Origin of the sequence: Streptomyces sp. 2-1 (assembly GCF_048564895.1) — a bacterium.
Taxonomy (GTDB): Bacteria; Actinomycetota; Actinomycetes; order Streptomycetales; family Streptomycetaceae; genus Streptomyces; species Streptomyces phaeochromogenes.
In genome coordinates, this window is record NZ_CP183383.1 from 11,256,229 (window position 1) to 11,276,486 (window position 20,258).

Genomic DNA, 20,258 nt, shown 5'->3' on the forward strand with positions numbered 1-20,258 from the left:
CCGGAGGCTGACCCAACCTGACCGGCCGATCAGGAAGGCGGGCCGACGCCGTGCGAAGCTGCACCGCATGCGCATCCTGGTGGTCGAAGACGAGGTGGACCTTGCCCACACCCTGCACACCGGTCTGACCGCCGAGGGCTACAGCGTCGACCTCGCCCATGACGGCCGGCAGGGACTGTGGATGGCCCGGACCGGCGAATACGCCCTTGTCGTACTGGACTTGATGCTGCCCGGACTCAACGGCTACAAGGTCTGCGCCCAGTTGCGCCGGGAGGGCAACGCGACCCCCATCCTGGTCCTCACCGCCAAGGACGGAGAGTGGGATCAGGCAGAGGCCCTGGACACGGGGGCCGACGACTACCTGGCCAAACCCTTCTCCTACGTGGTGCTCGTCGCGCGGCTGCGGGCGCTGGTCAGACGAGCGGCCACGGTCGCCCCGCCCGTCCTTGCCGTGGGCGACCTCTCCTTGGATGTCGCCGGCCGGGTCTGCCGCCGGGCCGGGGCGAGAGTGGACCTCACACCCCGGGAGTTCGCCGTACTGGAGCTGCTGGCCCGCCGGGCGGGCCAGGCGGTCTCCAAATCGGATCTCCTCTATCACGCGTGGCCCGACGAGGCCCTGGATCCCAACCTGGTGGAGGCACGGGTGAGCGCACTGCGCAAGAAAGTGGACTCCGCGTTCCAACGGCAGTCCCTGCAGACCGTACGGGGCACCGGCTACCGACTGGTGGACGACCGTGAACGTGACTGAGCGGAGACGGCGCTGGTGGACGGCCGTCAACGCGACTGAGCCGCGCCGCCGTTGGTGGCCGCGTTCGGTACGGGCCGTCGCGGCCCTGGCCGCCGCCTCGACCACCGCCGTCATCCTGGCCGGCATCGGCTGGTGGGTCCACCACGACGTCTACCACCAGAGCACGCAGATCGCCGAAGACCAAGCCAAGGAACAACTCTGGGCTCTCTGCGACAAGTTGGAACAGGGTGTCATCCCCGACTCCATAACCACCGTGCCGTACGAGGTCGTCGCGACCGGTCGGCGCACCGCTGTCGCCTACGGCGGAGGCATGGACGACTTCGCTCCCGGCGCCCACCACGTGATGCCCGCCCCGCCGAAGGCCTTGAGGGCCGAGCTCATTACGACCGTTCGCCTACCTGCGAATCCCGACTACGACCCCCATGACAAGTTCTCTGTAGCCGGGGGGACCAATCAGGTCGTCACGGCCGATATCCCGGCCGATTATCTGGGCAAGGACAAGGCCGCCGCTCTGGGTGTCGCCGCCGACGCCAACCTGCGGGTCTATGTGGTGGTGCTCCCGCACACAGCCGAGGCAATCACCGAGACCACCGACCTCCTGCTGCTGCGGGCCGGGCTCGTCGGCCTCGTACTGATCGCCGCCGCCGTCTACTTCGCCGTCCGTATCGCGCTGCGGCCGGTCGAAGCCATCCGTGTCCTCACCGCCTCGGTCACCGCGAGCGACCCTCGTGAACGTGTCACCGTCCCCGCCGCGGGACATGAGATCACCGCCCTGGCCACCACCATCAACACCACGCTCCAACGCCTCGACAACGCCGCCGCCCAGCAACGCCGCTTCGTCGCGGACGCCGCCCACGAACTGCGCAGCCCCCTCACCACACTGCTGGCCAGCCTGGAAATCGCGCTCGCCTACCCGGAACGCACCGACTGGCCCGCCGCGGCCACCACCGCCGCACGACAGACCCGCCGCCTCCAGTCCCTCGCCGAAGACCTGCTGCTCCTCGCCCGCCTCGACACCCGCACCCCCACAGCCGGCCCCGAAACCGTCGACCTGACAGCCCTCGCCTCCCGGCTGACCGAGCAATACCCCCTCACCGAACGCCCGTTGACCCTCACCTGCGACAGCACCGCTCCCGCACACGCCCAGGGAAACCCCGGCGATTACGAACGGCTGCTGCGCAACCTCATCGACAACGCCGCCCGCCACGCCGCACATCGCATCCAGATCACCGTCCGGAACCAGGACGCCTGGGTCGTCCTCACGGTGCACGACGACGGACCGGGCGTGCCCACCGAGGACGCCGAGCGCATCTTCGAACGCTTCGTCCGGCTCGACGACGCCCGCTCCCGCGACCACGGCGGCACCGGCCTGGGCCTCGCCATCGCCCGCGACCTGGCCCACCGCCACCGAGGCACTCTCACCCTCACCCCACGGACCCTCGGAGCATGCTTTCGGCTGCGCCTTCCCCGAGCCCTCGCTCCAGCCGAGAAATGACGCGCCTCACCGCGGCAGCCCTTCGGAACCGGAAGACCACCAGACGACCACGCCCACCGCCACTGCCGCAGAAGCGATCATCCACTTCACCCGACACCTGCCTGATCCCGGCTGCTGTGGACCTCCACCACCCGCCCTGCGCGCGGCCCGGAGATCACCGCCAGCTGCCACGCCGACCTGGTCGGCCGACTCCGAGCGACCGGTCTCGCCGTGATCGCCGACCTCGGCGTCGTAGGCCCAACCGTGGTGGTCAGGCCTCCGCACAACTGAAGAACGGCGCGTACTGACCCGGCTCCGCCTCGACATGAAGTGGTTCGAGCAGCCCGCGATGTTGAGCGCCAAGCTCATGCACACCATCAGGATTTCGGTGGCGTCATGCGGTGGGGTTCGTGTGCAGGACACGGGCGAGCCACTCGGTGCGGGTTCGGCGGGCCGTGGCCGAGATGTGCGCTTGCGGGTACAGGGCGTCGAAGCCGTGGAAGCCGCCTGCCCAGACGTGGAGTTCGGCCTGGCCGCCGGCCGCCCAGATGCGGGTGGCGTAGTCGGTGTCCTCGTCGCGGAACACCTCGGCGGAGCCGGTGTCGATATAGGTGGTCGGCAGGCCGGAGAGGTCATCGGCCAGCGCGGGGGAGACGTATACGGGTACCTCGTCGTCGGCGAGGTCGCCGAGGAGACAGCGCCATCCGAACTCGTTCATCTCGCGGGTCCACACGCCGGGCCCGCCGGAGAACTGGCGGCTGGAAGCGCTGGTGTTGCGGTGGTCGAGCATGGGGCCGATCAGGACTTGGGCGGCGATCGTCGGGGTGCCGAGGTCGCGGGCCAGCAGGGTGACGCCGGCGGCGAGACCGCCGCCCGCGCTGGCGCCCGCGACGATGATCCGGGCGGGGTCGATGCCCAGTTCGGCGGAGTGTTCGGCGAGCCAGAGCAGTCCCTGGTAGCAGTCGTCGACCAGGGCGGTGCCGGTGGCCTCGGGTGCGAGCCGGTAGTCGACGGAGACCACGACGGCGCCGAACTCGTCGAGCCACTCCAGGGGGATGTCGATCTGTGAGAAGCGGTCGCCCATGACCATGCCGCCGCCGTGCATCCAGTAGACGCAGGGTGCGGCGCTGGTGCGATCGGTTTTCGTGGGGCTGAAGACAGACAACGGGATCGGGGTGCCGTCCGGGGCCGAAACGGTGATCTCACGCCGGTCGATCGCGCGACCTTCGAGGAGGGGTTCGACGGGCATCGTGGAGAACGGGCGTACCTGAGCCAGCGCTTCCTGGCTGAGCTGGGACATCAGTGGCATGTCGGCCAAGAGTTCATGCAGTTCGGGGTCGAGGGCGGGACGTGCTGTGGTCATGGTCGTTGCCTTTCGTGGGTGGCGGCGGAACGGTCGGGCCAGGGGGGTGCCCCGGCGGGCACCGAGTCGGCTGGGGCTGGTGCGTGGAGTGTTCGGCGCTCAGAAGGCGGCCTTGCCGCGGACAGGGACGTAGTCGGTGTACTCGGACTCCTTGGCCAGCAGTCCGTCGATCTGCGCCACGATGGCCTGGGCGGCCTCGCCGGCGAAGATCCGGTGGTGGTCCGCCTCGCTGGTCCAGCCTTCGGTGACGTGGACGACGTCGGGATCGGACGCGGAGCGGGAGACGAGGTAGACGAGGCAGTGCTCGCTCGCGCCGGGGCTGCCTTCGTTCAGTCCGGTCAGCAGCAGGTCGACGAGCTGGCCACCCATTCCGGGCCTGGCGGTCAGAGTGGCGTTGAAGCCGTAGTTGGCGTTCATGGAGTGTCTCTCCTCATTGATGGAGTGCGGAGATTCCATTGAAACGTCCTGACCTGCCGGAATGTTAGATCGATGCTCGCTCCTACTTGCACGATCCTCGCGACTATGAGCGGCATGGCGGGGAATGGTGCTGCAACGAACGCATGTACCTCGAAGAATTCCGCACCCTGCTGGCCCGCCACGCCCGGCCCAACTGGACCACCGCCGTCGACCTGCCTGTGTCACAGGGCAGTTCACCCGGACCGACCCCGAGCGGCGGGCGCTGGGGCGGCGAGGGGTGCATCGTCGGGGGATCGCCGTCGGTGACGCTCCGGCCGCGCTACTGGACACGGTGGTACGCCTGTTGCGCCTGCTCGACGAACCCTGCGAGCGGGCCACCCGCCCCGGAGACGTCACCGGAGTCGGCCGCCGCGACGGCTACGACAACCCGTCGCATTGAGCCGGGAGTACCGCCGCCAGTTCGGAGCACCCCTGGCCAGGACGCCGCCTGCCTGTGTCGGCCGTGTGTGTGCCGACAGGTTTCATGCCCTGAGCGGGAGGGGGAACAGGAGGATCGTGCAAGGAGCGGCGAGGATAGTTCTACTATATGCGCAGGTCAGAGCGATTCAATGGGATCACGGGTTCTCCAGTAGAGCAGGAAAATGCCTGCCAGCCCGCACGGATCCCACCACATCGCAGGGGGCACAACATGAAGACAGTTCTGATCACTGGTACCTCATCCGGGTACGGGCGGGAGACCGCCCTCCACTTCCACTCGCAGGGATGGAACGTCATCGCCACAATGCGGACGCCGCGTCCAGGCCTCCTCCCTGAGTCGGACCGGCTCCGCGTCGTCGAACTCGACGTGACCAGGCCCGAGAGCATCACCGCCGTCTTCGAGGCCGAGGGCCCCATTGATGTCCTGGTCAACAACGCGGGGGTGCCTTCGATCAGCGTCTTCGAGGGCACCCCCATGGCCCGAGTGCGGGAGGTCTTCGAGACCAACACGTTCGGCGTGATGGCGATGACGCAGGCAGTACTGCCCCAGTTCCGCGAGCGTGGCTCCGGCGTGGTGGTCAACGTGACCTCCAGCGTGGTGCTGGGGCACATGCCGCTCTCGGCCGTCTACAAGGCGAGCAAGATGGCCATCGAGGGGTTCACCGCCTCCCTCGCGCTCGAACTCGCGCCGTTCGGTGTGCAGGCCAAGACGGTCGAGCCGGGTGCCTGCCTGACGACGAACTTCGCAGCCAGGGCAACGAACGGCGGGTCGCTGGACACGCTCGTCCCGGCACCCTACGCAGCGTTCGCGAAGAAGACCATGGATGACTTCACGGGCCAGGACGTGTTCACCAAGGAGAGCGACGTTGCCGAGACGGTGTGGCGGGCCGTGCACGACAGGACCGGCCAGCTGCGCTTCCCGGCCGGTCCCGACGCGGTCTTGCTCGCCCAGGCGAAGTGACCGACAGCAGGCATGAAGGCGCCGCACTGATGCCACGGACCGGCCACGCACACAGGCAAGTGGCCGGCTCGCGGTCCAGCGCTCAGTCCGACCCGGAGCCCCGTCTGTGATCAGTACTGGCCGCTCCGTGATCAGTTCGGTGACCTGGGAGTCGACCGTTCGGGCGCGACCGTCGAGGTACTCGACGCGTTGCGTACCGGCGGCTTCCGGAACGTTTGCCGTTCCCGTGTGGGCCCAGCGGATGCGGGCCGTGTAGAAGGTGCCGTCTCATCGGGGATGAGGAATTCGCACTGCCAGATGTTCTCAGGCAGTGCGATCTGTAGGCCGTGGCCACAGGCGCGCACTTTCGCGTGGGCCAGCCATTGCGAAGCTGACGTTGTCGGCCGCCTGGATCCCATCCAACGGGTCGTTCAGCGGCAGAGTCTGGGGGATGCCCGTACTCCACAACGGCAGGTGGTACCCCGCTTGCTGGAAGGTCCGGTCCCCCTTCCGCACCGCCTCCAGCATGATTTCCGGTGGGTCGGCTACCTGGTGTTGGTACGGCTTGATGCCTGCCGCGTCGCAATACTGGTAGCCGCCCAACTCGGCGAATTGGAGCAGGTACTTGTGTGCCTGTTCCTTCCACAATTCGGTGATGGACGGGCAGACCACGACTGCCTGTGGGTGGCCTGCCCGAATCGTGCGGCTCGCGCGGCGGTCTGGTATCCGCCGTCAGCGAGGACGGTGGCCCTGCCGCAGGCTCTGTTGATGCAGGACTCGGTGAAGGCGGTGCAGTTACCGGCAGCGGGCGGCCAACGGCCCGCACGGGGCGGGTGCCATGGCCCGTCGACTCACCTGCCGTGGACGCACAACACGGCCTGGACCTCGGCCTCTCGACCGGACTGCTACTGGAGCGGGCCAGCGAGCGTTCTGATAGACAGAGGCGGACAGTTCTCCTCTTCCCGGGTGAGGTTCGCCAGCCCTTCCGGCGGCTCGGCTCCGTCCCGGACGGCCATCACGTAGGTCCTTGCCTCCCATAGGCTCAAGCGCGGGGCTTGCTTTCGGAGGTGGCTCATCGCGGCCACAACTCCGGCGGAATTCACGAGCGCGCGGACAGACGCGGCCAGCGGGTCAGGCGCCTTGACGCCCTTGATCTGCCGGAGGTAGAGCTCCTGCCAGTCCTCGGCCACCCACGTGGTGGAGGGGATGTGGTGGATGCTCCCGTCGTACCGGTCCACCAGGTAAGGGCCATTGCCAACGAGGTTGTCGCGTAGATCACGGGTGCGGGCGTACTCCGCCGAGTTCCAGAAGACGAGCCAGCCGACCGCGTGCTCCTCCACGCTGTAGACGGCCAGCTCGCGGACTGGACCCGCCCATGTAAGCCGCTCTGCGGCCAACAGCGACTCGACGAGCTCGACGGCGCGTTCCTTGGAGATCACGCCCTCATCATTCACCACAGGTCAACCGGGCCTCCGATCACTTCGGCGCTGTGCGCTGAGATCTCAAACGCGGTCTGACCCGCAGGCGCGCAGCGCCGGAGTTCTTTGCGTTTCGTTCTGACATCAGAGAAACCGTTTCTGGTCGTCGATGTAGTTCTTGACGATGCTCAGCGGTGCGCCTCCTCAGGACCTTGCGAAATAGAACGGGGACCAGAACACGGACCCTGTGCCGATCTGGTTGATCCGGCAGGTGTACTCCGCGCGCAGGTATCGGGAGACTTCGGACCCGTCCGCGTCAACGCCCCGTCGACGTACGGCTGTCCCGTACCTCATGGGTGTCCGTGTGGCTTCCCCGGGGCGCGGCGTCGGCTGAACCTCCGGAGCGGGCGTTGCGTATCAGTCCCCGAGGGACAGCTCAGGTCTCTGCCACGGGACGGAAGGAGAGCGCCGTGCCCATACCGCCCGCGTCCGACTCACCGGACGACGGCCCCGCGCTGGAGCCCATTCGCGTGCTGCGACCGCGCCGCACCGACGCGCTGGCCCAACTGCTCGACGAAATACGCCAGGACAAGGACTACCGCAGCCACGAGACCGTGGCCGCACCCGTCCCACCCACCCGGACCGGCGGCGAGACAGAGGAACTCCCTCCTGTCCCCGGCGGCAGGACGAAGGAACTCCCCGCACCCGGCGGCGATGCCGGCCCGCCGCGTCCCGTAGACGGCCCTCGCCTCGGACCCGGACAGCGCCGGGCGGCCGTGGTGATCGCGATCGTCGCGGCGGCCGTCGTCGGCTTCGGCTGCTCCCTCCTGATTCCCAGCCGTACCGACGCGACTCCGGCCGCACCATCAGCGAGTGCGTCGGCTGCCCCGGGCGCGGTCGGGGCAGCCGACGTCCTGACCAACTCCGGCTTCGAGTCGGGCAACCTCACGCCGTGGACCTGCCCCGGCAACCCGGGCTCGATCGTCTCTTCCCCCGTCCACGCGGGCTCCAAGGCCCTCCAGGGGAGGGTGAGTTCGAGCGACACCGCACAGTGCAACCAGACCGTCGCGGTACGGCCGAACACCACCTACTCACTCAGCGGCTGGATCCGCGGCTCCCACGTCTACCTGGGCGTGAACGGCGGCGCCTCCACCTGGGCCACTTCCCCCTCCGCATACAGCCCGCTGACCGTCTCCTTCACTACAGGCGCCTCCCAGACCAGCGCGACAATCTACGTCCACGGCTGGTACGCACAGGGCAGGTACTACGCCGACGACATCACCCTGGACGGACCTGGCGGCGGTGGCGCCTGAAGCGTGCCGCACAAGGTCGTGGCCCGGCCATCTCCTTGGCATGGCTGGGGAGTTGAGGCTGACCGGGTGTGGGTGGAGACGTTCACCGGGCTGCAAGTGACGCATTTCGCAAGCCTGTTGAAGGCGGTGCGGGAGCGTGGTGGCAACGGCACCATGCGCAGGGTCGGCCGTGGCCTCTGCCGCTGGCCGAGCGGGTGCTGGTGGTCGCGGTGTACCACCGCACGAACCTGACGATGCGGCAGCTGGGCCCGCTGTTTCGCGTCTCCTCTTCCACGGTGTGACGGGTCGTCCAACGGCTGGGCCGCTGTTCACGCTGAGCCGGTCTCCGGCCCAGCCGATGCCTCAGACCAGACGCGGATCGTGGACGGCACGCTGATCCCGGTCCGCGACCGGAATGTGGCTGCGCTGCATGGAACTGGGATGACCCTCTTGTCCATCCGACGCGACCCGCACACTCCGCAAACCGGCGGGCCCGGCCGCAAACATGCGCGGTGCTCGTCGAGTGGTCAGGGCGGTGTTCGGCTGCCCCACTCTGGTCCTTGCGGTGGAACGGTGGAACGGTGGAGGGTCGTGGAGGACGACCGACTCCTCGCCGCTCGCTCGACGGGCGCGTTCAGCTCCCTCGCCCCGAACCAGGCCCAGACCGTGTTTGACGTCGGCCAAGAGCGTGAAGCTACGAGTTCCCGCTCGGTACGAACATGTTCGGTAGGCTCGTGGCATGACTGCAAGATCTCAGCCTCTCAGCCGCCGTGAGCGTCCTGCCAAGCCGGCCCTGACCCGTGCCGGAATCATCTCGAGTGCGGTGCGCATCATGCGTGCCGAGGGGCTGCAGCGAGTCACGATGCGCCGGCTGGCCAAGGAGCTCGATACGGGCCCGGCATCGCTGTACGTCTACGTGGCCAACACCGCCGAGCTGCACGCGGCGATCCTCGACGAACTGCTGGGCGAGGTCGACCTGGAGTCGGCCGCCGCGAGCGGAGACTGGCGCGAGCGTATCGAGGCCGTCCTCACGTCCTACAGCCGTCTCCTTCACCAGCACCCGAGCCTCGCCCAGGCGGCCCTGGTCGCCCGGCCTTCGGGCCCCAATTATCTGAAACTGCTGGAGGCACTGCTGGCGCTGCTCAGCGAGGGGGGAGTGCCGGACGGCCAGGCGGCCTGGGGTGTGGACGTACTGCTTCAGGTGGCCACCGCCAGCGCGGCCGAGCACGCCGGGCGGGACGATGCGCCGGGCTCCGGGGAGGAGTGGAGCGCGGTCGCCGCCGCCGTGGAGAACGCCTCCGCGGCCGAGGCGCCCCACATCGCCGCCCTCGGTTCCGACCTGCTGTCGGGGACTCCGCAGACGCGTCAGACGTGGGGTGTGCAGATGCTCCTCAACGGCATTCTGCACACACCACGCGCCACACCCTGACCTGCTAGGACCGCCCTTAGCCGTACGATCCTTACGGCCGGGGTCGGGCCGATGGGCGTGCTCCCGGTGCTCGGCGGACGGCTCGGCGACAAGTTCGGCCAGTGCCGCCTCTTCCTGATCGGCCTCGCGGGCTTCACCCTCGCCTCGGCGGCCTGCGGACTGTTTCCACCGACCCGGCAATGACCATCGCGGCCCGTGTGGTGCAGGGTTCCTTCGGCGCCCTCACAATTCCGCAGGGCCTCGCGCAGCATGAACCGCAACTTCGAGCGGGACGTGCTGCGCGAGGCGTTCAGCATCTTCGGCCCACTGCTCGGCATCGCCACCGTGGCCGGACCCATCCTGGGCGGCTTCCTGGTGGACGCGGCCGGCTGGCGGTTCATGTTCCTCATCGACATCGCGCTCAGCATCGCCGCGTTCGTCGCCGCCGTCCGCGTACTGCCCACCGGCCAGGGCGAGCGGTCCACCGTCATCGACGCACGCGGCTCCGGATTGCTCGCGCTGACCATGCTCGCCTGGATATTCGGCCTCATCGAGGGCTCGACCGACGGCCGGGGTGCCCTGGCCATTACGTCCTTGGCGGTCGGCACGCTCGCGTTCGCCCTGCTCTGCCGACGTCAGACCAGCGCCGCCGATCCACTGTTGAGGCCAGCCTGCTCAAGAACCGCGGCTTCACCTCCGGGCTTGCGATGGGGCTGGGCTACTTCGCCGTGGTCAGCGGACCGATGTACGTCATCTCGCTGTTCCTGCGGGAGGGCATGGGCCGTACGCCGTCGCAGGCCGCACTGTCGATCACCCCGATCGCCGTCGGCATCATCGTCGCGTCCTTCGTCGTCCGCCCCCTCATGTCCGAGCTCGGCCGCAACCTGATCCTCGCGGGTCTGCTCCTGGCCCTGATCGGTGGCGGCTGGACCCTCGCGCTCGTCCAGGCCGACGGCACCGACGTGAACATCTGGGCCCTCGTCCCGCCCGTCCCGGTCATCGGCCTCGGTATGAGCTTCCGCTTCGCACGCTCTTCGACATCGCCTGCGGCGATGCACCCTCTCCGGCACGAACTTGTTCGTGGCGAACATGTTCGTTACGATGAATGGAGTCGACTTCCCCGTGTCTCCGAAAGAGGTGACCAGCCATGTCCGCACCCACCGCACCCACGGCCGACGACCCACCCGCCGTGCCGAAGAACATCCGCTGGATCATGCTCGGCATCCTGTTGGCGATGCTGCTGTCGATGCTGGACGGCCTCATCGTCGGCACGGCCATGCCCACGGTCGTCGCGGATATCGGCGGCATCGACCACATCTCCTGGGTCGTCACCGCCTACACCCTGACCGCCGCCTGCTCCACCCCGGTGTGGGGCAAGATGGGCGACCTGTTCAATCGCAAGCACATGTTCCTGGGCTCGATCGTGGTGTTCATGATCGGCTCGGTGCTGTCCGGTCAGGCGTCCTCGATGGGCGAGCTGATCGGCTTCCGTGCCCTGCAGGGCATCGGGGCCGGCGGCCTGATGGCCGGGGCCTTCGCCCTGATCGGTGTCCTGCTGCCGCCCCGCGAGCGCGGCAAGTACCAGGGAATGGTGGCGATCACCCAGGCCGTCGGCGGTATCGGCGGCCCGCTGCTGGGCGGTGTCGTCACCGGTCACCTCGGCTGGCGCTGGGCCTTCTACATCAACATCCCCCTCGGCCTGATCTGCCTGGCGTGGTGCGGGATGCTCCTGCACCTGCCGGCCACCCGCCGTGGCAAGGTCGCGATCGACTGGCTCGGCATCACCCTGATGACCGCGATGATCAGTGCCGTGGTCATGGCCGCGACCTGGGCGGGCAGCACCTACGCCTGGGGCTCCTGGCAGATCATGTCGCTCGCAGCGGCGTCCGTGGTGCTGCTCATCGCCTTCATCGCTTCGCAGAAGCGGGCCGCCGAACCGCTGCTGCCGCCGCGGATCTTCACCGGGCACCGCAACTTCCCGATCTCCGCAGTGCTGCTCGTCGTCGCCGGTGTGGCCATGTTCGGCGCCACGCTCTACCTGCCCCTGTACCAGCAGAGTGTGCAGGGGGTATCCGCTTCCAACTCCGGACTGCTGCTGCTTCCGATGATGGTCGGCACCGTCGCCGCGTCCTTGGTCGCGGGCAAGGTGATGACGAAGACCGGCAAGTACAAGATCTTCCCCGTCGTGGGTGCCGCCTCACTCGCCATCGGCATGGGACTGTTGTCCACGATGGACACCGCCACGTCGCGCTTCACCACCAGTGCCTACATGGTCCTGGTCGGCATAGGCACCGGCTTCACCATCCAGATGGCCAACACCATCGCCCAGAACGCCGTCGAGCTGCGGGACATGGGCGCGGCCTCCGCGTCCACCAGCCTCTTCCGCACCCTGGGCGGCTCCCTCGGCGTCGCGGTCTTCGGATCTCTGTTCACCCGCGCCATCCAGGGCCGCGCAGGTGCTCCGGCCGAGGGCGGCGGGCACACGGACACCTCGGCTGCCGAGGGGATGACCCGGGCGGCCAAGGACGCCTACCTGCACGCGGTGGCCCACGGCACCCAGCAGATCTTTCTGATCGGCGCCCTCTGCGCCGGGGTCGCCTTCGTCGCCGCGCTGTTCATCAAGGAAGTCCCCTTGCGCGGCAGGCCCGACAGCGCGCCTCAGCCCAAGGCCCAACCGGCCAGGACCGCCTGACCCACCCGCCAGGCGACGCTTACACCTTCCTCCACGTCCATCCCGGGTACGAACACGCCGGGACCCACCGCCGGCTCATGCCGGTACGAAGGGAGTCACCATGAACACCCCCCACCACCCCATCGCCATCGTCGGCGCCGGACTCGGCGGACTGACCCTGGCCCGCGTCCTTCACGTCAACGGCATCGAAGCAGCCGTCTTCGACCTCGAAGCCGACCGGCACGCCCGCACCCAGGGCGGCATGCTCGACATCCACACCCACAACGGCCAGATCGCCCTGCGCGCCGCCGGCCTCTACGACGACTTCCGCTCACTGGTGCACTCCGGCGGCGAGGCCACCCGCGTACTCGACAAGCACGCCACCGTCCACTGGGAAGAGCCCGACGACGGCACCGGCGACCGCCCCGAAGTCGACCGCGGACAACTGCGCGACCTGCTGCTCGACTCGCTTCCCGAGACCACCGTCCACTGGGACCACAAGGTCACGGCCGCGCGCCCGCTTGCCGGCGGCCGGCATGAGATCACCTTCGCCGACGGCACCACCCACACCACCGACCTGCTCATCGGCGCCGACGGAGCCTGGTCCCGTATCCGCCCCCTGGTCTCGGACGCCTGGCCCGCCTACACCGGCATCTCTTTCATCGAAACCAATCTCCTCCATGCCGAAAAAAAAAAAAAAAAAAAAAAAAAAAAAAAAAAAAAAAAAAAAAAAAAAAAAAAAAAAAAAAAAAAAAAAAAAAAAAAAAAAAACACCACCGACCACCCCGACAGCCTCGCCGTCGTCGGCGACGGTGCGCTCTTCGCGCTCCAGGAGAACAAGGGCTTCTTCGCCCACCATCAGACCGACGGCAGCCTGCACATCTACACCGCGCTGCGGGCCGACGAGAGTTGGCTCGACACCATCGACTTCACCGACGCCGAAGCCGCCAAGGCGGCCGTACTCGCGCAGTTCGACGGCTGGGACGACAGCCTCACGGCGCTGCTCGCCACATCGGACACCGCTCTCGTCCCGCGCAAGATCAACGCCCTGCCGATCGGCCACCGTTGGGACCGCGTCCCCGGCGTCACCCTCCTCGGCGACGCCGCACACGTCATGTCACCGTTCGCCGGCGAGGGCGCCAACCTGGCCATGCTGGACGGTGCCGAACTCGGCGAGGCCCTCGCCGATCACGAAAGCGACACCGAGAAGGCTCTTGCCGTCTACGAGGAAGGGCTCTTCCGGCGCAGCCAGGAGACGGCCCAGGAATCCGCCGACGGGCTCGAACTCTGCTTCAGCCAGAACCCGATCGACCAGCTCATCAGCATCTTCTCGGCGGCTCCCGCGGACCCTGCCTGAACCGCACGCCAACTGCGTATGCGCCTGGCTCACATGCCGTTACTGCCCAAGGGCGTCGACGTCCATCAGACGGCGGCCTCGGACGCAGGCTCCTGCCGACGGGATCCGTCATCTGCCTCGTGTACGAGGGTGACGAGCCGCGCGCTGACCGGGGCGCTGCGGCCGTTCGGAGCCTCGGCGCGGTCCAGCCGAGGGGCTGTGCTCAAGGCTGAAGCGGCACAGGAACATCTGCCACAACCGGTCTACATACGAGGATGACGTGCCCACGCGTGAAGACCACAACCGCAACGGTCTCGGGTCACTATCGCTCGGCAGGTGGTCCACGACGAAGCGGATCAAAGTGCCTTCCAACGCCGGCAGATCACCGTCGTAGTCCAGCCACCGCGCGGCGCGTCAACCGGGGATGCAACCGATCCCACCCGGTCGCGGACGCCATGCCGTAACGGCTGGTGTCGGTGAGTGTGGCAACGTCCGCGTCCGGCCACATGTCGGTATCAGCGATGTGGAACTCGCCGCCGTGCTTGACGGGCCGACCGATCGTCCCTTCGGCCCGCGGTGGTGCGGGCAGCCGGAACACCCGGTCCGACCGCAGCCAACCCAGGACCTCCACGGGCATGTCTGCGAGCAGGAAGGCCAATCGGGCCAGGTCACAACCGGCGTCGAACACGACCAGCACATCCGGATCACCGTGACGCCACTGCCCGGCCGTGACCAGCCGTCGCGCCACCTGGCGGACCTGCACCGCCGTGACTGCGCAACGTCATCATTCGGCCCCAGCCGGACCGCGTCCAGGACCTGCGTCCACGAGATGCGGCCGGGCTCCAACGCGGCCACGAACGAGTACGGCCACCCCGGAATCAGCTGATCTTTGTTGCGGCCACGGCCGTACACGTGACAGAACCACCGGTCCGGGCTCGTCGCTGCGTCCGGGCGTAGCCACGCGCTGATGTCCACCGCCAGCATCAACCGGCCGTCAACAGCACGAGGAAGGGTGAGCCCGGCCAGCGCGGTCCGCAACAGCTGCACGTCGATCCGACTCTGATTCACCGTCGGCTACGCGGCCGCGTCCACCGGACACACGTCATGCGCACTGTTCAACGAGGCAGCCCTTGGTATTGATGCTCTTCCCTCGCCAAGAAGACCCTCGACCAAGAGCTGCTCCCATGGCCAACCAGGGGTCACCACCGACCACCATGGGTCAACATCAAGCTGAGAGCGCGGTCCCCAGCGACGTCCTAATCCTGGTCTCAGGTTGATCGGGGACAATGAGCGGAAAAGCATCGACTGGAAGGGGGCGGGCCGGCGTGCGGATCATGATCGCGGATGATGAAGTGGCCATCCGTGAGTCGCTGGAGCGGGTGCTCCAGGTCGAGGGTTACGACACCAGCACCGTCGCCAACGGTCTCGCCGTGCTCGACGGGTTCGGTGGGGCCGGCGGTGACACGCTGGATCTGCTGATCCTCGACGTGATGATGCCCCGCCTCGGCGGGTTGGAGACCTGCCGGCGGTTGCGGGCCGCGGGTCGGGATCTGCCGGTGCTGATGCTGACCGCCCGCGACCAGGTCTCCGACCGGGTCGCGGGGCTGGACGCGGGCGCCGACGACTACCTGCCCAAGCCGTTCGCCACCGAGGAGTTGCTGGCCCGGGTGCGGGCCCTGCTGCGCCGGCGCACGCCAACCGACGGGGAGTCGCAGATCCTGTCGTTCGCCGACGTCCGGCTCGATCCCGACAGGTTCGAGGCGTGGCGGGGCGGGCGGCCGCTGCGCCTGACCCGGACCGAGTTCTCCCTCCTGCAGGTCTTCGTGCGCAACGCGACCCGGGTCTTGACCCGCGACGCGCTGTTCGAGGCGATCTGGGGCTTCGACATGAGCGCCACCGCCAACAACCTCCAGGTGTACGTGAGCTACTTGCGCCGCAAGATGGAGGCCGAGGGTGAGCCGCGATTGATCTACACGCTGCGCGGCCTGGGATACACGTTGCGGGAGACTCCTCCGTGAGCAGGCCCGCCGGCCGGGAACCGGGCCGGCTGACCCGATGGTGGCGTCGGCGGTCCCTGCGGGGCAGGCTGACGGTGATCGCGGCGACGGCCATTGCGGTCAGCGTGTTCGTGGCCTTCCAGGTGGCCAGCGAGCTACTGGGCTGGGAGCTGCGGGACACCGCCGAGAATCAGCTACGCGCCGACTCCCGTGTCCTGGCGACGAACGCGGAGCGCGCCGGTCTGGCGCAGGTCCAGCTACCGCCGTATCCCGGATCCGGGCGGCTGGTGCGGGTCATCCTGCCCGACGGCTCGACCCGGACGCCGGCCGGCCAACCCGCGCTGCCCCCCGTCAGCGAGCACGCCGGGCGCGTGGCGCAGGGCGCGTCGGCTGACCTGATGGAGTCGAAGGACAGCGACGAGGACGGCTACCTCATCTACACGCTGCGGGCGGGCGACGGCGCGGTCCAGGTGGCCCACGTCGCCGACGACAGCCCGATCAACCAGTTCGGGTTTGGCATGCTGCTGATCGGGCTGCTCTGCGTGGCCGGCGGCGCCCTTGTCGGGCGGACCGTGGCGCGGACCGGGCTGGCACCGATCGACCGGCTGACCGCCGCCGCGGTACGTGTCGCGCACACCCGGGATCTCGACGCCGACATCCCGGATGAGGGCGGTGGGGAGGTCCGGCGGCTGATCCAGTCGATCAACGACATGCTCGCCGCGCTCCGGGACTCCCGGCGGGCCCAGCGGCTGCTCGCCGAGGACGCGGCCCACGAGCTCAAGACCCCGCTCACCAGTCTGCGCCTCAACGTCGAGCTGCTGATCCGGCTCGATCGGCGCGGCACCCTGAACAGCGCACTGCCGGCGGAGAGCCGGACCCGGCTGCTCAACGATCTCGGCGCCCAGGTGGCCGAGTTGAGCACCCTTGCCGCCGAGTTGACCGACCTGGCGCGCGGTGACGTCAGCGACGAGAACACCGAGCTGCTCGACCTCGCCGATGTGGTGGTGGCCGCCGCGGCCCGGGCGCGTTCCCGCGTGCCCGACATCGAGGTCGCGCTCGATGTGACCTCCGTGTGGGTGAGCGGGCGTCCCGCTGCGCTCCAGCGGGCGGTGCTCAACCTCATCGACAACGCCGGCAAGTGGTCCCCCGCGGACCAGCCGGTCCAGGTCCGGCTCCGTGCCGAGGGCGCGTCGGCGGTGCTCGAGGTCGACGACGCCGGGCCGGGCATCGACGCCGCCGACGTACCGCGGGTGTTCGACCGGTTCTACCGTGCCGACAGCGCCCGGGCGTTGCCGGGATCCGGTCTGGGGCTGTCGATCGTGCAGCGGGTCGTCGACGCCCACGGCGGCCGGGCCACCGTCGCCCGCTCCGCACGCGGTGGCGCGCTGCTTCGGGTCGACCTTCCGGCCGCGGCCCCGCCCGCCCCGATCGCGCGGCTCACCGCCGGGGAGGACACCGCGGCCCGCTGACCCGCCCCGGCGGCACGGCGCAGGACAAGAGACGGCGGCCCTCGGGCATGGCCCCGCGCGGCTCAGCTTGTCTTTTAACCTCTGAGGCTGTCGCGCTCGATGATGCTCTCGGGGCGTTTGGACGTTTTCCCGACGTCGTGGTGAGTCGCGAGGCGGCGGTTCTTCGAGCCAAGTGGCCTCCCCGGTCCGGGTGTTGAGGGTTTCGGTACGCTGGCCGGACAGTGCAGGTGCGGGCGGAGGTTCCGAAACCCCCGGCGGACCGGGCCGGGGTGAGACCACGTCCGGGCGCAGTATCGAATCGATTGGGCCTGCTGCACCTGGAGTGCGACGGAGGTCGGGAATGGCCGCGACATACAATCGTAGTGAAGGCGAAGCGCCGGGCCGAGGTTCCCGCGCCGGTGTGAGGGAGGGGGCGGGATGTTCGGTTCGAAGAAGAAGCGCAGGGCGTCTCCCAACGATTTGATGGCGCAGCTCAGGCCCGACCTGAGTCGGGAATCGCTCGGCGTCGGGCCCGACTTCCCTGGCGTCGCCCCGAACCCGTTCCTGAGCAGTGATGCAAGGAAGCGCAATGCGGAACTGCGAACGGGAGTGCTTGCGCTCGGCGTTCTCGTCGACTGGCGGGAGGTCAACAGCAATCCACGCGTGGTCCTGATGTTCGACGTGGAGACCGCCGGCGGCACCTCGTTCCGCGGTATCGCAGACGAAGCCCTCACGATCACCGAGCTCACGCGACTCGCCCCAGGACAGACGATGCCCGTGCGCTACCGGCCGACCGTCATGGACCACTACGTCACCCTTGCCCGGGACGCGGACCCCGCCCACGTGCAGCAGCTCTCTGACGAGATCGCGAGCCGCAAGCGGACTTGACCCGAAGCCATTGGCCGGACCCCGAGGTTAAGGAACAAGCTCACCGGGGCAGGACACCGCCACGCGCCGACCCCAGCTCCGACGCGTGGCGCAGGACCAAAGGGCAGCGGCCGTCGGGCCCATGAAAAGATCCGGGACGGGTCTGGGGCCCCGTCCCGGATCTCGTCCGTGCCGCCGCGCTCAGCGTTGCAGCGCGGGCTCCTCATCGTCGGCGAGCTGCTGTCGAACGTCCGGCAACTCCGTCGCTGGACGGGACAGCCGGCTCGGCCACCAGATCCGCCGGCCGATCAGCAGGGTGAGGGCGGGTACCAGGACCGACCGCACCAGCAGGGCGTCGAGCAGCACGCCGAAGGCGACCAGGAACCCGACCTCGATCAGCATTACCAGCGGAAGTGTGGCGAGGACCGCGAACGTGGCTGCCAGGACCAGGCCTGCCGAGGTGATGACGCCACCGGTGGCGGAGAGGGCTTTGAGCATGCCCTCTCTGGTGCCGAGGCGCACGGTCTCCTCGCGGGCCCGGCTGGCCAGGAAGATGTTGTAGTCGACGCCGAGTGCCACCAGGAACAGGAATGCCAGCAGCGGCACCGAATTGTCGATGCCCTTGAACCCGAGGATCGTGTCGAAGACGAACACGCTGCCGCCGAAGGCCGCGGCGAACGAGACGATCACGGTGGCCATCAGGACCAGCGGGGCCAGGATCGCGCGCAGCAGCAGCCCGAGGACGATCAGGACGACGACGAGCACCAGCGGGATCACCAGCTTCTCGTCGCGCTTGGTGGTCACCTCGGTGTCGAGGTTCTCCGCACTCGGCCCGCCGACGATCGCCTCCGCCCCGCTCACCGCGTGCACGGCGGTGCGCACCCGCTTGATCGTGTCGTACTCCGCGACGGTGTCCGGCGCATCCTTCGGGAACACGGAGATGTTGGCCCAGCCACCGCTGGTCTGCTCCGGGATCGCCTGGGCCACACCGCGAGTGTCCTTGACGATGTCGAGCACCCGCTCCTGGTGTGCCGGCCGCGTGAAGACCGTCATCGGCTGGCCGCCGAGCTCCGGGAAGTGCTGGCGGAGAACGGTGAATCCGGTGACCGACTCCGGCGCGGACATGAACTGGTCCTGCTCCCGCAGGTTGCCGGTGTTGCCTGCCAGCCCGAGGGCGAGCACGCCGAGGACTCCGAGCGAGCCGAGTGTCGCCACCCACCGGCGGCGGCTGATGGCGGTGCCGAGCCGTCCCCACAGCCCCGGCTTCTCCTCCATGGCCGTGCTGATCCGCGGGACGGCCGGCCAGAAGATCCGCCTGCCGAGCACCACGAGCACCGCCGGGAAAAGCGTCAGCATGGCCACCAGCGCGCACAGGATGCCGGCCGCACCGATCGGGCCCAACCCGCTGGTGCTGTTCAGGTCCGCGACGAGCAGGCAGAGCAGGCCGGCGACCACGGTGGCCGCGGACGCGACGATGGCCGGCGCCGCGCCGCGTAGCGCGTGGACCATCGCGACCCGGACGTTCTCATGGTGGTGCAGTGCCTCCCGATATCGAGCGATGAGCAACAGCGCGTAGTCCGTGCCGACGCCGAACACCAGGATTGTCAGCAGCGCCGAGTTCTGGTCGTTGACCACGATGCCGAAGCCCTTGACGAGCAGGTAGACGGTTCCCATCGAGGTCAGTGCGGCCGCGCCGACGGCCACCAGTGGGATGATCCACAACACCGGGCTGCGGTAGGTGAGGATGAGCAGGAGCGTGACGACGACGATGGTGGTGAGGAGGACCTGCACGTCGATGCCGTCGAAGACGGCATCCATGTCGCCGTCGATCGCGCCCGGGCCGGTCACGTCGAGTTCCAGGCCGGCGGGGCGGTCCTTCGCGGCGTCACGCAACGGGCCGACGATGTCCTCCGGTGCGCCGTAGGTCGTGCTCACCTCGAGGGTGAATGTCATCGCCTTGCCGTCGGCGGAGGGGCTCATCGGTGGGCCTTCGTCGTCCTCGTCGGCCGCCGCCGTCGCCTTCGGTGGGTACCGCTTGGCAAGGGTGTTGTAGTGGCGCGCGACCGTCGCGCGGTCGGCGTCGGTCATGTCGCCGTCGCGGTGGTACACGAAGACGAACTCGCTGGCGTCACCCTCGGGGAGACTGTCGTCCAGCACCGCCACCTTGGTGGACTCGGCACTGGCCGGCAGGGTGTCCACGGCGCTGTCGGTGGTGACCGAACTCAACTTTCCGCTCAGCGGCACCATGAACACCGCCAGCGCCAACCACAAGCCAATCACCAACCAGGGCACCCACCGGCCTGCCAACCGACCGGCCGGCGCTTCCCCGGACGGCGCTGAGTTGACTGCCATCACTAGCCTCCTACATACGGGTTGCATCGCTTGTCTGATGCGTACTTCCT

General features: G+C 68.5%; 17 protein-coding genes and 6 pseudogenes. 14 read left to right on the plus strand and 9 right to left on the minus strand.

Features of this window, described 5'->3' with window-relative positions; all coding sequences use genetic code 11:
- Positions 1-67 precede the first annotated feature (67 nt).
- Entirely contained in the window at positions 68-748 is a 681-nt protein-coding gene (locus tag ACN20J_RS49050) for a response regulator transcription factor (RefSeq protein WP_189845692.1), read from the plus strand.
- Positions 741-2,243, plus strand: a complete 1,503-nt coding sequence (locus ACN20J_RS49055; protein ID WP_419668705.1) for a sensor histidine kinase — start codon at positions 741-743, stop codon at positions 2,241-2,243. The genes ACN20J_RS49050 and ACN20J_RS49055 overlap by 8 nt, the downstream gene beginning before the upstream one ends.
- Before the next feature lie 373 nt (positions 2,244-2,616).
- Here the strand turns inward: ACN20J_RS49055 and ACN20J_RS49060 are convergent, their stop codons facing one another.
- Entirely contained in the window at positions 2,617-3,585 is a 969-nt protein-coding gene (locus ACN20J_RS49060) for an alpha/beta hydrolase (protein ID WP_419668706.1), read from the minus strand.
- 99 nt (positions 3,586-3,684) lie between these two features.
- Positions 3,685-4,002: a putative quinol monooxygenase gene (locus ACN20J_RS49065; protein ID WP_189845695.1), complete on the minus strand. Its 318-nt coding sequence runs from the start codon at positions 4,000-4,002 to the stop codon at positions 3,685-3,687.
- Positions 4,003-4,145: 143 nt separating this feature from the next.
- On the opposite strand from ACN20J_RS49065, the pseudogene ACN20J_RS49070 reads away from it, so the two are divergent.
- Positions 4,146-4,534 (plus strand): annotated as a pseudogene (locus ACN20J_RS49070) (hypothetical protein).
- Positions 4,535-4,690: 156 nt separating this feature from the next.
- Entirely contained in the window at positions 4,691-5,440 is a 750-nt protein-coding gene (locus tag ACN20J_RS49075) for an SDR family oxidoreductase (protein WP_364195575.1), read from the plus strand.
- A gap of 303 nt (positions 5,441-5,743) precedes the next feature.
- Here ACN20J_RS49075 and ACN20J_RS49080 read toward each other — a convergent pair whose 3' ends face one another.
- The 3 genes and pseudogenes from ACN20J_RS49080 to ACN20J_RS49090 all read right to left on the minus strand — a co-directional run.
- Positions 5,744-6,091 carry a hypothetical protein gene (locus ACN20J_RS49080; protein ID WP_419668707.1) on the minus strand — a complete coding sequence of 116 codons (348 nt, stop codon included), beginning with the start codon at positions 6,089-6,091 and terminating at the stop codon, positions 5,744-5,746.
- A 233-nt stretch (positions 6,092-6,324) separates the two neighbouring features.
- Positions 6,325-6,858 (minus strand): YrhB domain-containing protein, encoded by a 534-nt coding sequence (locus ACN20J_RS49085; protein WP_419668708.1) that lies wholly within the window; start codon positions 6,856-6,858, stop codon positions 6,325-6,327.
- Positions 6,859-7,041: 183 nt separating this feature from the next.
- Positions 7,042-7,134: pseudogene (locus ACN20J_RS49090) on the minus strand (IS200/IS605 family transposase); the annotation flags it as partial.
- Between the two features lie 572 nt (positions 7,135-7,706).
- Here ACN20J_RS49090 and ACN20J_RS49095 point away from each other — a divergent pair.
- The 7 genes and pseudogenes from ACN20J_RS49095 to ACN20J_RS49125 all read left to right on the plus strand — a co-directional run.
- Positions 7,707-8,144: pseudogene (locus ACN20J_RS49095) on the plus strand (carbohydrate binding domain-containing protein); the annotation flags it as partial.
- A gap of 24 nt (positions 8,145-8,168) precedes the next feature.
- A pseudogene (locus ACN20J_RS49100) lies at positions 8,169-8,555 on the plus strand (transposase family protein); the annotation flags it as partial.
- A gap of 313 nt (positions 8,556-8,868) precedes the next feature.
- Entirely contained in the window at positions 8,869-9,558 is a 690-nt protein-coding gene (locus ACN20J_RS49105; RefSeq protein ID WP_419668709.1) for a TetR/AcrR family transcriptional regulator, read from the plus strand.
- A gap of 51 nt (positions 9,559-9,609) precedes the next feature.
- Positions 9,610-9,741, plus strand: coding sequence for a hypothetical protein (locus ACN20J_RS49110; protein ID WP_419668710.1), 132 nt, complete (start codon positions 9,610-9,612; stop codon positions 9,739-9,741).
- 66 nt (positions 9,742-9,807) lie between these two features.
- On the plus strand, positions 9,808-10,425 hold the full coding sequence (locus tag ACN20J_RS49115) for a hypothetical protein (protein WP_419668711.1): 618 nt from the start codon (positions 9,808-9,810) through the stop codon (positions 10,423-10,425).
- Positions 10,426-10,684: 259 nt separating this feature from the next.
- Positions 10,685-12,229, plus strand: coding sequence for an MDR family MFS transporter (locus ACN20J_RS49120; protein ID WP_419668712.1), 1,545 nt, complete (start codon positions 10,685-10,687; stop codon positions 12,227-12,229).
- A gap of 100 nt (positions 12,230-12,329) precedes the next feature.
- Positions 12,330-13,565, plus strand: coding sequence for an FAD-dependent oxidoreductase (locus tag ACN20J_RS49125; protein ID WP_419668713.1), 1,236 nt, complete (start codon positions 12,330-12,332; stop codon positions 13,563-13,565).
- A gap of 361 nt (positions 13,566-13,926) precedes the next feature.
- Here the strand turns inward: ACN20J_RS49125 and ACN20J_RS49130 are convergent, their stop codons facing one another.
- The gene (locus ACN20J_RS49130) at positions 13,927-14,307 is read right to left on the minus strand and encodes a transposase (protein WP_189845706.1); all 381 of its coding nucleotides are present in this window, start codon (positions 14,305-14,307) and stop codon (positions 13,927-13,929) included.
- Positions 14,308-14,369: 62 nt separating this feature from the next.
- Positions 14,370-14,612 (minus strand): annotated as a pseudogene (locus ACN20J_RS49135) (transposase); the annotation flags it as partial.
- 257 nt (positions 14,613-14,869) lie between these two features.
- Here ACN20J_RS49135 and ACN20J_RS49140 point away from each other — a divergent pair.
- A complete protein-coding gene (locus tag ACN20J_RS49140) occupies positions 14,870-15,562 on the plus strand; it encodes a response regulator transcription factor (protein WP_281402273.1) in 693 nt (230 codons plus the stop codon).
- On the plus strand, positions 15,559-17,010 hold the full coding sequence (locus ACN20J_RS49145; protein WP_419668714.1) for an ATP-binding protein: 1,452 nt from the start codon (positions 15,559-15,561) through the stop codon (positions 17,008-17,010). Before ACN20J_RS49140 ends, ACN20J_RS49145 begins: the two co-directional genes overlap by 4 nt.
- Positions 17,011-17,084: 74 nt before the next feature.
- Here the strand turns inward: ACN20J_RS49145 and ACN20J_RS49150 are convergent.
- Positions 17,085-17,279 (minus strand): annotated as a pseudogene (locus tag ACN20J_RS49150) (transposase); the annotation flags it as partial.
- Positions 17,280-17,427: 148 nt separating this feature from the next.
- Here ACN20J_RS49150 and ACN20J_RS49155 point away from each other — a divergent pair.
- On the plus strand, positions 17,428-17,877 hold the full coding sequence (locus ACN20J_RS49155; protein ID WP_190231845.1) for a hypothetical protein: 450 nt from the start codon (positions 17,428-17,430) through the stop codon (positions 17,875-17,877).
- A gap of 180 nt (positions 17,878-18,057) precedes the next feature.
- Here the strand turns inward: ACN20J_RS49155 and ACN20J_RS49160 are convergent, their stop codons facing one another.
- The gene (locus ACN20J_RS49160) at positions 18,058-20,208 is read right to left on the minus strand and encodes an MMPL family transporter (protein WP_419668715.1); all 2,151 of its coding nucleotides are present in this window, start codon (positions 20,206-20,208) and stop codon (positions 18,058-18,060) included.
- Positions 20,209-20,258 lie beyond the last annotated feature (50 nt).